This is a genomic window from Sphaerisporangium sp. NPDC051017 (assembly GCF_040683095.1).
Classification (GTDB): Bacteria; Actinomycetota; Actinomycetes; order Streptosporangiales; family Streptosporangiaceae; genus Sphaerisporangium.
Window position 1 is genome coordinate 1 of the sequence record NZ_JBFBCI010000062.1, and the last position, 13,177, is coordinate 13,177.

7 protein-coding genes are annotated in these 13,177 nt (G+C 66.6%); 4 read left to right on the plus strand and 3 right to left on the minus strand.

Going from position 1 to position 13,177, the window contains the following annotated elements; all coding sequences use genetic code 11:
* Positions 1 to 33: 33 nt before the first annotated feature.
* Entirely contained in the window at positions 34 to 4,116 is a 4,083-nt protein-coding gene (locus tag AB0M95_RS33495) for a DEAD/DEAH box helicase (RefSeq protein ID WP_363773408.1), read from the minus strand.
* Positions 4,117 to 4,670: 554 nt separating this feature from the next.
* Between AB0M95_RS33495 and AB0M95_RS33500 the strand changes: the two genes are divergently transcribed.
* On the plus strand, positions 4,671 to 5,198 hold the full coding sequence (locus tag AB0M95_RS33500; RefSeq protein WP_363773509.1) for a hypothetical protein: 528 nt from the start codon (positions 4,671 to 4,673) through the stop codon (positions 5,196 to 5,198).
* A gap of 124 nt (positions 5,199 to 5,322) precedes the next feature.
* Here AB0M95_RS33500 and AB0M95_RS33505 read toward each other — a convergent pair whose 3' ends face one another.
* On the minus strand, positions 5,323 to 6,690 hold the full coding sequence (locus AB0M95_RS33505; protein WP_363773411.1) for a helix-turn-helix transcriptional regulator: 1,368 nt from the start codon (positions 6,688 to 6,690) through the stop codon (positions 5,323 to 5,325).
* A gap of 403 nt (positions 6,691 to 7,093) precedes the next feature.
* Between AB0M95_RS33505 and AB0M95_RS33510 the strand changes: the two genes are divergently transcribed.
* Positions 7,094 to 9,619, plus strand: coding sequence for a DUF262 domain-containing protein (locus AB0M95_RS33510; protein WP_363773414.1), 2,526 nt, complete (start codon positions 7,094 to 7,096; stop codon positions 9,617 to 9,619).
* Between the two features lie 19 nt (positions 9,620 to 9,638).
* Here AB0M95_RS33510 and AB0M95_RS33515 read toward each other — a convergent pair whose 3' ends face one another.
* Entirely contained in the window at positions 9,639 to 10,400 is a 762-nt protein-coding gene (locus AB0M95_RS33515; protein WP_363773416.1) for an NUDIX domain-containing protein, read from the minus strand.
* 112 nt (positions 10,401 to 10,512) lie between these two features.
* Here AB0M95_RS33515 and AB0M95_RS33520 point away from each other — a divergent pair, with 112 nt between their 5' ends.
* Together AB0M95_RS33520 and AB0M95_RS33525 are read left to right on the plus strand one after the other, a co-directional pair.
* A complete protein-coding gene (locus AB0M95_RS33520) occupies positions 10,513 to 12,225 on the plus strand; it encodes a hypothetical protein (protein WP_363773419.1) in 1,713 nt (570 codons plus the stop codon).
* Positions 12,226 to 12,248: 23 nt separating this feature from the next.
* Positions 12,249 to 13,160, plus strand: a complete 912-nt coding sequence (locus tag AB0M95_RS33525; RefSeq protein ID WP_363773422.1) for a hypothetical protein — start codon at positions 12,249 to 12,251, stop codon at positions 13,158 to 13,160.
* Positions 13,161 to 13,177 lie beyond the last annotated feature (17 nt).

Genomic DNA, 13,177 nt, shown 5'->3' on the forward strand with positions numbered 1-13,177 from the left:
GCCATTCGAGGCTCTCGATGAGTACGCAGAGCTTCAGCTGGCCTCGTAAAGTACAATCACAAATTCCGCTGTCCGGAATGATCTCGGCCCCTCAGTGAGCAGCGAGCGGCGTAGGCAGGCCGGCGACAGCAGGTCGGGGCTGACCGAGTGGAACAGCCACATCTGGTCCTTGGCCCGGGAGGCCGCAACGTTGAACCTGCGCCGCCACTCGGTGCTCGTCAAGGCGGATCGCCTCTCGGCGACCACCATCGAGAGGAAGACCACGTCACGCTCGTCGCCTTGGAAGTCCGGGGGCGTGCCAACGCGCAGACGCCGCCTGCTCCACTCCCTGGTGTCCATACGGTCGAGCAGCATGTCGTGGATGAGGTTCACCTGGCCCGACCCCTGGAGCACGACGACCCCGAACGTCCTGCCGCCGTAGGCCGGATCTCCGGCGCACTGGAGGATGTTGGCGACGATGGCCTCGGCCTCCACCCGGTTGCGCAGGCGGGTGTCCGAGCCTTCGGTGTACGCCTCGGTGACCCGGACGACCTTGAGCGGCGGCAGCCGGTCGGCGCCGAACTGGCGAAGGGGCACCAGCGGTTCGCCCGAGTAGAACTGGCGGGACGAGTAGTCAATGATCTCCGGCATGCACCTGAAGTGCTCTTTGAGTGGCAGCACCGACCCGAACCGGATCGCCAGCAGGTCGAATAGGCTCGAGTTCGGGGTGAACGCGCCTCGCAGGTAGGCGGGCATGTCCGGCAGGTAGCTCGAAAGCTTGGCGAAGATCGGGTCCAGCTCGCCATGACTGATGGCCGAAGGCGCGCACTGCTTGTCGTCGCCCACCACGATGACCCGGGGCGCGAGCCACAGCAGGAACAGCGCTTCGATGCTCGCCTGGCTGGCCTCGTCCACGATCACCACGTCGAAGGAGTCGCGGACCGGCGGGATGGTCTCCAGAACCTGCCGCAGCGGCATGATCCAGGCCGGGACCGCGTCCCGCGCGTCGGCCATGGCGTCGCGGGCGTACCCGAGGTACCTGCCGGCGTGCTTGCCGGTTCCCTTGCCGAGCTTGGCCATGTGGTCCTGGTAGGCCTTCAGTGCCGTCGTCTGGCTCGCGTTCATCCTGCCGAGGGCGGCCTCCCATGCCTGCTCGGCCGCGAGTTCCGCGGTGATGCGCATGCCCTGCGCGGTCGCGGCCTCCAGGTCGGCCTCCAGCCGCTGCTCCAGGCCGGGCCGGCGTTGTTCGGTGAAGAACGTCTGCGCCTTGGCCCAGGCCCACGCGCGGTCCCAGGTGGAGAACTCGGGCCGCCAGCCTGCCTGCCGGAGGACATCCAGCAGCGCGGGGTGGGTGGCGCGGAGGAGTCCAGCCAGCTCGTCGCACCGCCGTTGGTCGGCGAGTTCGCGGTGGGCGCTGGCCAGCGCGTTGAGGCACAGCTGATAGGTGGTCGCGTCGCGCGCGGCCACCGCGCGGGCCGCCTCCGACAGCTCCGGTGCCGCGGCGCCGAGCGCGATCTCCTGGTGCAGCCGTGTGTGGAGGGCATCGAGCTCGGCCGTGGCCCGCTCGGCCTCGAGGATCAGCCGCACGGCGCGCAGACCAGAGGTGTAATCCGCCCAGGCCGAGGGCGTGCGCAGCGGCAGGTGGACGCCGGCACGGACGAGTTGCGCCGACGTCTCGGCCACCGCCACCCCGACCTGCCGGATCAGGCCGAGCTTGTCATACGCGTCGGTGAGCTGGGCCACCGCACGCTGAAGCGGGAGATCGGCGCGGACCTCCACGCCGACGAGCGACCAGCCGCGCGACAGCTCGTCGACGGCCGCGCGGCCCTCCAGATCGGCGATGACGAGCGCGAGCAGCTCGGGATTCGACGGCGAGACCCCATCGACCAGCGTGCCGTTCAGCCATGGTTCGGTCTGCTTCTGAACGGCGGGCCGGAAGGGGCCGCGTTTGAGCTGGTGGCCGGCGGCGAGGTGGTCGCGCAGGGCGCGGGCAGAGGGCAAGACGGCGGCGACACTCCCCATCACCTGCGGCGAGGGATAGTCGATCTTCCGGAAGCCGAGCACCTCGACCGCGCGCCGCGCGTCGGCGAGCCGTGCCGCGTGCGCGGCGAGCTGATCCCAGATCGCCGTCTCCCGTCGGGCCAAGACGTCCACCAGCGCGCGGACGAGCCAGTCCCCCGTGTCCCAGTCCTCGACGCTCTCCGGCAGCCCGAGCTCCCGCAGGAGCCGGGTCGCATCACCCGCCACCCGGTCCAGGTGAGCGAGCAACGGGACGTCGAGATCCTCCAGGCGCGCCGAAACCTGCGTCCGGGCCTCACGGGCGGAGGTCTGCGCCGCCTGTTCCGCCGCGATCAGTGCCCTCATCGTTTCCACCGCAGGGAGGGCGGTCGCGTCGGGGATCCGCTGGGCCGGCCGCGCACTTCGCTGAGGTGTCTCCGTCGCCAGCAGCTCGACCAACTCGGCCGCCTCGCCCACCGAGAATGGAGGGACCGCAGGCGCCGTGGCTGGCGGCGGCGGCATCCACGAGCAGTCCGCCTCCTCCTGACCCAGGCGTTCGACGATCGCAGTGAGCGTTCCCGAGTAGCCGGGCGCCACCTCCGGGTGCACATAGGTCTCCGACTCGCGCAGCGAGCGGACGCGCTCGGTGAGGTCGGCGATCCTGCGGCGCGCGGAGTCGAGCTGGTGCCGTTTCTCGGCGATGAGCCTCGCCTGCCGCCCCGGGTCGAAACCCGAGAAGCGGGCGGAAAGCGCCTTGATGCCGCCTTCCAATTCCGGGGAACCGCCCCGGCCGAGGTCGGTCATCGACACGCAAAGCTTGGCGATCTCCTCAGGGAGCTTGTCCCGGAGCACCCGCAGTGCTTGGGCTTTCTGGCTGGTGACCAGCACCCGCTGGCCTTGTGCGAGGAGCGCGGACAGCAGGTTGGCGATGCTGTGCGTCTTGCCCGTTCCCGGTGGTCCCTGGACGACCACGCCGTTGTCTCCGCGCAGTCGTTCCATGATCTTGCGCTGTTCTGGGTTGGCCGACAGCGGGAACAGCGGCTCGTCCCCGATCGATCCGCGAGAGGGGGTTGCGCGCTCGCGCAGGAACGCCATCCGCTCGGCGGGCTCGAGCGCGCTCACCAACTGCGCGAAGCCGAGGGGCGCCTGCGGATCCGGGCCGGTCAATGTGTCCATCATGGCGTCGTAGTAGGAGATCAGAGAGCCGCGGTCACGCCTGCGAAGCATCAGCGCGGGAGCGAGCCGTACCTCTGCCGGGCGGGTGGCCGCCGGCGACGGCTCCCACCCGGCTCGGTATTCAGCCGCCGTCTCCAGTCCGCGGTCGCACCACGACTTCAGTACGTCGACCATCGAGTCTTGTAGCCCGACGCCCTCTCCTTCCCGGACGCGTTGACGCAGGCGTTCGCTGCGATGAAAGGTCACCCCAGGAAGATCGGCGAGCAATTCGCGATCTTGGAGCACGGGGGCCGTTTCGCCGAGCACCACGTCGATACGTTCGGTGTCCGGATCCACGCGCAGATGGACGCGCGTGCGGATCAGATGATTCCGGACGCGGCTGCCGTCTGGAGCGATCCACGACAACAGGCCGACCCCGAGCACGAGTTCCAACTCGTCCTCCATCGGGCTGAGCTGGATGTGGACGGAGTACAGGTCACGGTGCCAGTCCTGCCGACGCCGCCGCTCACGCTCCTGCTCGGCCCATTCCTGCCATCGGGGCAGCCATCTCGTGAACGCCTCGATGACGTCGGGCCGATCCTCCTGCCGCTCCGGCCGGAGCCTCGGCTCCCCGTCGTCGCCGACCTCCGTCACCTTGCCTGGACCGTTTCCGGCCAGCAGCGGTGCTTCCAGTGCGGGATTGGCGACCTCGTCCTGCCGCAGCCATCCGCCGAGCACCTCAGGCGCGGCTGGAGGAAGCACGCTTCGCTCGTGCAGGACAGAGAGCAGCACATCGCCATGTCCGGCTGTCCGGCTGGCCTGGAGGGCCTTCGGCAGGTCGGCCAGCCACAGTACCCGGTCGTGGTCGCGCACATCTCGGACGGGAGGTCGCCGGGCCGTGGCGAGGTTACGGAGGAACTCCACCAGCCGGGTCGTGGCGCCCACGAGCTGCGGGTCACGGGCGCGGGACGCCGAGCTGTTCATGCGGATCCTCCTTCAGGTCGGTGCAGCACATGCCACCTGGGCCGGGATCACCCGGGCGGGGGAACTGCCTGGTCAGGCACTGCGGTGCACAGGTGTCGCGGCGCCCGAAGGTGCGGGAGCCGAGGTCTCGCCGGGAGGCGTCCGGCTCCCGGGACCAAAGGAGCAACGGACGTCCTTCGCCACGAGAATCTCGCTCCCTATCGGCTATGAGCACGCCACAAGAGAAAAGATCCTAGCCCTCAAGCACGAGGTGATGCACTAAAAGGTGCAACGGTTGAATCTCGTACCATTACGACCCGCGCCCGGCAGGCGGTGAGAACTGTCGGCCCCGGGCTTCGAGCGCATACCTTTTGTCGTAAAAACCCCTCAGCCTCAGGTAAACCTGCTGTCACAAAAGTGAGGCCGGCCGAGCGGGAAGCCACGCTGACCGTACCGGCACGTTGTGCGCCGAGCAGGGGTCGACATCATGCGGCACGCGATCGACCTGACCCTGCAGCCGGCCGAACTGCTCGATGCCGTCGAACGGCTTGCTGGATCAACTATTCGATACGGTGATGATCGTGAGCTCGTACCTGCTGATTCTCGGTGAACGTGAGGCCGTCGCCTGGGTGCTCCGGGAGGGCCGGATGGCCTTTCCTCCGACGAGCCGGAGCGAGGTGGGCAAGCTGAAGGTCGGGGACGAGCTCTTCATCCTCACCACGCGCGGTTGCTGGCACAACCCGACGCGGGATCGTACACGGGTGATCGGTACGGCGAAGGTCCTTTCTGATGTCGTGGCGTACGAGGAGCCCGTCACCATCGCGGGGCGTGACTTCACGCGCGGCTGCGAGATCAAGGTGGAGCAGCTCACGCCCTATCTCACCGGAGTCGAACTCGTACCGCTGGTGCCACAGCTTGAGACCTTTCCTGACAAGAGAGCCGGCGCATGGTCGATACGCCTACGACGGCCCCTGCTGGAGATCACCGAAGCCGATGCGCGTCTGCTTCGGGACGCGCTCAGCACCATGAGTGGTGAACCTGCCGATGTCCTTCCCGGCTACCTGGCGAATATCCGGCCGGTAGCACCGCAGACCCGGCGCTGAGCCGTACTCGCCCAGCAGGTCCTGCCGCTCGGGGAGGATTCATGCCCACTCGACCGCGACGCCCGGATATACGGGGCCCGAACGGCTTCGGCGTTGAACTTGTCGGGTTCCCTGAGAGCACCCGTCAGTTGGGGGCCGAGGCGCTGATGGCGGCGCGGTAGTCGCCGAGCGCGGGGAGGGCGGCGCGTTTTTCGAGGGGGACGGTATCGAGGACCATACGAGCGGTGTGCAGGATCATCTGTGAGCGGTAGGCGGGGTCGAGGCCGGCGATGACCTGCGTGGCGAGCTGCAGGGCTTCGTTGTGGCCGCCTTGCTTGCCGATGCCGATGGCTTCGTGCAGCCGGACGTTTGTTCCGTTTTGGTAGGCGGGAGACATGGCGAGAAGGCGGTCGCGGGCCTCGCGCCCGGCCTCCGGCGCGCCATCGTGGGAGAGCACCCACGAAATGGTGAACCACACTTCTGATGGTTGCCAGCCGTACTTCTCGCCCACGACATCGCGAGCGGCCAGTTCCTGGAGGTGACGCAGCCGGTCGCGGGCCTCCTGCTGTCTGCCCAGCACCGCGAACGCCTGCGCTTCTGCCGAAACGGCCTTGATGTGGCCGGTGGTGACCCGGTCACCGGCCAGGGATCGCGCGCTGCGTGCCAAGGTCAGGACGGCCTCGGGTGCACGTGGTGAATAGAGAGCGAACACGGCCTCGGTCCCGCGCACCCAGACCTTCATGTCCGTGTCGCCGGAGGAGTCGGCGGCGTGGCGAGCTGTGGTCCACCAGCGGCGGGCCGCCCCGTACTCGCCGAGCCGGGTGAGAACGTTCGCGTGCAGGGCGGACAGCCATGCCGCAGCCCGCTGTAGATCGGCGGCGCGCTCCGGCGGGATCCTCGCGATCACTTGCTGCAGGGCCGCCAGGTCCAGCACGAGGTCGTCGCGGACCGTCGCGGGGGGACGAGTCAGCACCGCGTGCAGATAATCCGCACAAGTGCGTTGCCAGTCATCGACGGTGAGACTGTCGGCTGTGTTCAGGACTCGTTCGAGCATCTGGCGGACGGGCTCCCCCGCGTTGAACAGGGGGCTTTGCGCGAACAGGCCGAGGCCGGCCAACTGGAAGAGCTGTCGGCGTTCCATATCATCTCCCTGGGGGAGTGCGCTGCTGCCGTATTCACGGTAACCGGCGATAGTGCGATTTGTCGCGGAGGCCAGTTCGTCGAGGGTGCAATGTCCGAGGCGTTGCACCACCGGCCACAGGACTTTCAACTGGCCTTCCGCGCGCAGCGCGTCGTCGATCGCCTGGATGCGAACCCCGGACTCCGGGAGGTTTTGGCCCCGCTCGATGGCTCCGAGCATCGAGGGTGAATAGCCGGTCCTGGCCGCGAGTTGGGCGACGGTCAGCGGCTCGCCGACCCGCAGTTCGTACGAATCGCGCAGATCGCGGATGAGTGCCCCGAAATAGTGGGCCATCGACTTGTAGCGGTCGGTGCTCTTGCGTGGTGCGGGCATGCCTTGCTCACCTCCGGGGGTGACCGAATCGCCAGCCGATCGGCGAAGTGGATCGGCTCTTGCTCCGGGTCCTGACGGGATACCAGCCTGTTGGTAACTCTAAATGATGGAGCGATTGCAGAGCGCTAGTTCTGAAAGTTCGCCTCGATCCGATCAGGAGTGCGATCCATGCCGCATTCCGTGGGCGCTGGCGCATGTCGCAATCTCGATGAAGTCCCGCCATGAGGCATATTCCTGTTATGTGAGATATGCGTGACTGGTATTGAGTTCTCACGTTTGGCGGCATGTGGCGTGCCGGGTGGGCGGATCCGGATAGGTTTTCTGTGCTATCCATTTACGTGGGGGAGTCGCTCATGCAAAGATCGTTGGCCTTGTTCGGTAGTGGCATTGCGAAGGGGTCGGTGTGAAGGCCAACGAGACGACGCTGCGAGGGATCATCGCTGGGGAGCAGCAACTGCTCGTGCCGCTGTACCAGCGGCCGTACTCCTGGGAGCGCGAGCAGTTGTCCACCCTGTGGCGGGACATCGAACTCCAGGCGGACCGCATCGAGCAAGGCAAGGACAACAGCCACTTCCTCGGTTCGGTCGTCCTCGCCCCCGGCCCCAACAACTCGCCGGGAAACCCCGAGTGGCTGGTGGTGGACGGCCAGCAGCGGCTGACGACCCTGATGGTCGCCCTCTGCGCCCTGCGTGATCATCAGGCCGCCGAAGATCCGGTGCATCGGGAGCGGATCAACGAGACCCATCTGATCAACAGATTTCGTCCCGGTGACGCCCGCTACCGGCTGCTGCCCACCCAGGTGGACCGGCAGGCGTTCAAAGACTGCGTCGAAGGTCAGCCATTCGGCGCCACCGGGAGCCTCATCGCGTCCGCATACCAGTTCTTCCGCACCAAGCTCGTCGAGGTCGACGACCCGGCGGACCCGCAAGACATCGCGCGCATCGAGAGCGTCGTGCTCAACCGGCTGAACCTCGTGCAGATCGTCGTAGAGGGCGATGACAACGCCTTCCGGATCTTCGAGTCCATCAACAACACCGGTATGCGGCTCAGCCAGGTCGACCTCATCCGGAACTACGTCTTCATGCACCTGCCCACCAAGGGCCAGTTCGTGTACGACACCTACTGGTTACCCATGCAGGAGAAGCTCGGCGCCAAGGGGATGGATCAGCTGATGTACCTGGCGCTGATCCTCGACCGGGGCGACGAGGCCCAGTACAACGACACCTATCGCGGTCACCAGGACCTGCTCCGCTCCGTGACCATGGACAAGAAGCACGTCGAGGACCGGGTCGAGGCGTACGTCAAGGACCTCGCACGCCGGTCCCGCTACCTCCAGCGCATTCTGGCGCCGACCGGTGAGTCTGAGGTCGACGCGCGCCTGCGGTTCCTGAACGAATGGAAGGGCAACACGGCCTACCCCGTCATCATGCGGCTGCTGGAGCTCCACGAGAGCGGCGAGGCGTCTGAGGACGAGGTGATCGAGGCGCAGCGCTACATCGAGAGCTTCCTGGTCCGCCGTCTCATCGGGGGAGTCACCACCGGCAATCTCAACAAGATCTTCATGCGCCTGACCCCGGAGCTGACCGGCGAGGAGCCGGTGGCCGAGGTCGTGCGTACCGGTCTGTCGTCGGCTCGCCTGTACTGGTCGTCCGACGAGCAGTTCCGTACCGACATCCGGAGCCGGGCGTTTTACTGGCAGGGGCGCACCGCGCAGCAGAAGCTCGTGCTTCGCAGGCTGGAGGAGTCCTACGGCGGGAAGGAACCGGTCGAGCTCTCCGACAAGAAGATCACCATCGAGCATGTGCTGCCGCAGAGCCCGACCGCCGAGTGGCGGGACCAGCTCGCCGCCGACGGGGATGCCGACCGGCTCCACAAGGAACTCGTCCACACCCTGGGCAACCTCACTCTCAGCGGCTACAACTCCGAGCTGAGCAATATGCCGTTCGCGAAGAAGCGTGAATTCCTCGGCCAAAGTGGTCTGGCCATGAACCAGCGGATCGCCAAGCACGAGCGGTGGGGCAAGGCAGAGATCCAGGGCCGTGCCGAGGAGCTGGCCGCACGTGCCATCGAGATTTGGCCGAGTCCGCTGGACCTCGGCCCGGTCGGCCCCTCGCGGGACTGGACCCTGCTGCACTCCGCGCTCGCGGCACTGCCGGCGGGCACGTGGACGACGTATGGAGATCTGGCGGAGCTGATCGGGTCACACGCCGTGCCCGTCGGTGTGCACCTGTCCGCATCGGGCGTGCTCAACGCTCACCGGGTGCTCAACTCGAACGGGCAGGTCTCCAAGGGGTTCCGCTGGGCCGACGAGAACGACGACCGCGACGTACATGAGGTGCTCTGTGCCGAGGGCGTCAGGCTCGACGAGGCCGGCCGCGCGGATCCCGCCCAGCGGATCTCGGCCCGGGAGTTGGCCGAACTGCTGGAGCTTCCGGGGGCGGTGGACCTCAGTGAGGCGGCGCTCGCCCCTGATGAGGACTACTCCCAAGTCGGGGAACACGAACAGCGCTTCTTCCAGCAACTCGGCGAGGCGAAAGGGCCGCAGGCGGCGGGTGCGGTTTCCCGGCTGCTGGATTGGTGGCGCGGCCGCGGTGGCGAGGTGCAGTTCGGCCGGTCGGCAGGCGCTTCGTGTGCGCCCTTCATCAGAATCGGCAGCGAGATCCAGCCCATCGTCCGCTTCTATTCCAAGACGGTCGAGGTACCGTTCGCCACGCACAAGAAGCGCGTCCCGTTCAACGATCCCCTTCTGCGGGACGAGCTGCGCCGGCGACTGAACGAGGCCCCCGGGGTCGAACTGCCCGCGGCGAAACTGGAGCTGTACCCCTCGTTCGACATCGCTTTGATGGCGAACGACGCCGCCTGGGACGTGGTGGTCGCCTCGCTCGACTGGTTCGTGAGCCGCGCCAAGGGGGCGACGGACTCCGAATAGACCTGACCCTTCGCGGTGGCTATACGGAGGGCAGAGGGAAGGGTGCCACGGGCATCGATGACGAACGTGTCACGTCCCCTGACCGCAGGAGCGGGGGGACGAGCAACCGCGCTGGTCCGCGCCGGTACAGCGCGGCCGGGCGGCCTACGTCGGGGTAGCGTCGTCCACCGGTCGGTACCAGGAAGCTCTCGGCGTGGGTGACCTTGCGGCGGAAGTTGCTGGGGTCCAGCGAGAAACCCCAGACGACCTCGTAGATGTGCCGGAGGTCCCCGACCGTGAACGGCTCGGTGCAGAAGACGGCGGCCACGGTGGTGTACTCCAGCTGTGACCTGGCCCTTTCGAGAGCATCGCGCAGGATGACGGAATGGTCGAACGCCAGGGAGGCGGACTCGACGACGGATGCCACAGGCATCCAGTGCGCGGCCCGGGCGTCGGTTCCGGCCACTGGTTGGGGGAGGTCGGGACCGAGGGCGAGGTAAGCCACGGTGATGATCCGACCCCGCGGATCCCGTTCAGGGTCGCTGTAGGCGCGGAGCTGTTCCAGATGCAACCGTCGGCCGTCGACCCCGGTCTCTTCGCTCAGTTCGCGCAGCGCGGCCTGGTCTAGAGTCTCGCCCTCGCGGACGTAACCGCCTGGAAGCGCGGGAAGGCCGAAGTACGGCTCGTTGCCGCGCTCGATGAGCAGCACCTGCAGCGCGTCCTGGCGGACCGTGAAGATCACCAGATCGACGGTCACGAAGATGGGCGCGTGCTTCGACGCCCTTAGCGGGGTTTCGGTCACGACCCTCACCCTAGCTAAAGGTCACCTTGACTCAAAATCTCCGGCAAGTTAAGGTCACTCCTACCTAAACGTTCGAGTGGGGGATCGTCATGGCCGACCGCCGGGAGCCTCGGTGAACGGGGCCTTTCACGAAGAGACGCGTGCCGACGCCGCGACTCGAAACCTTTGCGCCGGTGTCTACCTCGATCGGGACTTCCGATCCACCGTGATCCAGAAGGTGTACAACGACACCCGGCGTCGAGTCCCCCCGTCCTACGGCTTCGATCTCGTCGCCGTCGTCAGGCACGCCTGGCGGGCGTGGGCGCTCGAGGCCATCCAGGATTTCGGCATCCTCGCCACGCTCATCATGGGATTCGCGCTGAACACCCCGGTCACCCTGACGGCGCTCAGCTGGATCACCCTCGGCCACCTGATGCGGACGGCGCTACGCAACGCGCGGGTGCTCGCCCCGTTGAAGACCAAGGAGATGGCAGACCGGTGGCTGCACCGTGGCCGATGGGGGAGTGAGAGGGAGCTTCTCAGGGTGCATACACGGCTCTTGCGGCTCAGCCTCAGGACATCTCTTCCGCTGCTTCTGGTGCCGGTGGTGGCGTCGGGCTTGGGCGGCCGGCCGTTGGGCCAGGTGGTCGAGGGAGCGGTGTGGCTCGCGTCGTTCATCGCCTTCTGGGCAGCAGGGTCGGCCGCCGCCAAGCGGATCGCCATCAACAAGATGCACAACGCCACGTCGCTCCGAGCCGTGCCGCACACCGGGCGGCTCGCAGCGATCCACGCCCAGCAGGAGCATCCCTGCGTGGTGTACTCCCGCCCTCGATCCGCCGAGCCGGATTCAAAGGATCGGGCCGTCCTCACCCCAACCCTGTTCGACGATCTGGACCCTTTCGATAAGCCGAGCCTGTTCGTGGGCAGTGGGCAGCCGATCCACCGATGGCTCCCACCGCTCGCGATCCAGCTACTGCCGAAAGATAAGAATTCCCCGGTCAGCGTCGGCATTCCCTTCGAGGCGCACCAATTGGTGGATCACCTCAAGGAAAATTTGGACGCGATGCGGCCGGAGGAAGATGCCCACCACCCCACCAAGCTCCGAGGTTTCCAGTTCAGGTCCCGGTTATACATCGCGGAGGCGGATGTATCCGCCGCAAACCGGGAATCGCTTCATATTCATCCTGACTCCGAGGACCTCAGGTCGATCATCGACCACCCGAACAAGCTCTACCACCATTTCCTGGAGATCGTCGTCACGGACTCCGGAGAGCTCGTGACGAGCATCTATCTTCGGGTGACGGTCAAGGGGCGCGCCCTCAGCATGGACTTCGCGGCATGTGCGCTGACCCGCACTCCGGAGGAGTACGGCATCTTCGATGCCGGCGGGCGAAGCGGCTGGGTCGCCGTCGTCCGCTCCGCACTGACCGGGTTGCGTGACCTTCCTCTGACGGTCGGCATGGTGTGGCGCCTGGTGGCGGCACCCGAGACGCTCGCACGTGCCGTACGGGCGAACAAAGGCCGTTCTCATTTGCGGCGTCGTGTACCGGGCTTCGGAACGCAACCGAGCATCCGCGAACTGAAATCCATGAAATGGGAGGACGCAACTCTGGACAAGTTCATCATCTTTGACTACATGAAGATCATAGAGCAGCGCCTTTTGAAGGCTGCAGAGAAATTTCTCGACGGCAGAGGGCTCGATACGTCAACGTTCGAGAAGCAGGCGTCCACCATCATCAACAGCGGTGTGCTGAATATGGGCGGAACGACCGAGGTCCACAGCTCCGCCGTCGGTTCCCATTCCCAGGTCAGGATGGACGTCCGAGAGGACGCGAATAGTCAATGATCGCAAACGTTAAGGAGTTCGCCATGGCGGCGCATGTGCGGAACAGCGGGATTCTCACCGCCGGAGGTACCACGACCGTCAGCGGATCGGCGGTCGGGGACAACGCCACCGTCAACGTCACCGGTCCCTCGCTCGTGCCGAATGGTCGCCCGAAGGCCGATGTAGGAGTGATCGCCGTCAAGCCGGTCGAGCTACGCGCGGTCCGGGAAGTCCTTGGCCTCCGTCCGTCGAGCGGCGGCGAACTGCCCTTCCACGAGGGCGAGGTACAGGTCCGGGATCGGATTGCTCGTGTCGCCGCCATACGGACCCTCTCGCAGGGGCAGCGCTCGGCCGTCACCGCGTTCGGAGACCTGCGGCAGCATTACCGGCCGGCGGTCATCGCGCTCGTCGGCATCGGCGGAGGGATTCACACGGATGTCAGCGTCGGAGACGTCGTGATCGGCACGCAGGTCGTGTACTACGACCGGCGCAAGGAGACGCCGGGCAAAGTGTGGCGCAGGGGAGAGGACGTCCCGGCTCCCGCGCCGGTCCTGCGCGCGGTCAATACGTTCTTCGACGACCATGACGAGCCGGCCAGATTTCAGTCACAAGGGTCTGATGGCGTCGTCCGTGATTACCAGGTGCTGCATGGGCCGATCGGTTCCGGCGAAGCCGTCATCGCGGATGCGGCCTCAGAGATACGTGGCTACCTCGCCGCTTACAACGACACCACCCGCGCGGTGGACATGGAGGCAGGTGGGCTCGTCCGCGCCTTCTATGAGCAGTCCGGCGATGGCCGCGTCCAGGGGTGGCTGGTTATTCGCGGCATATCGGATAAGGCGGACCCGGACAAGGGCGACGACCCCCAAGCCGCTGCGGCCTGGCATGCGGCCAAGGTTTTGCGGGCGCTCCTTCCTTACCTGCCGCTCGGTGATTCGACGGACAGTGAGCGCTGAAAGTCCACGGTCACCCT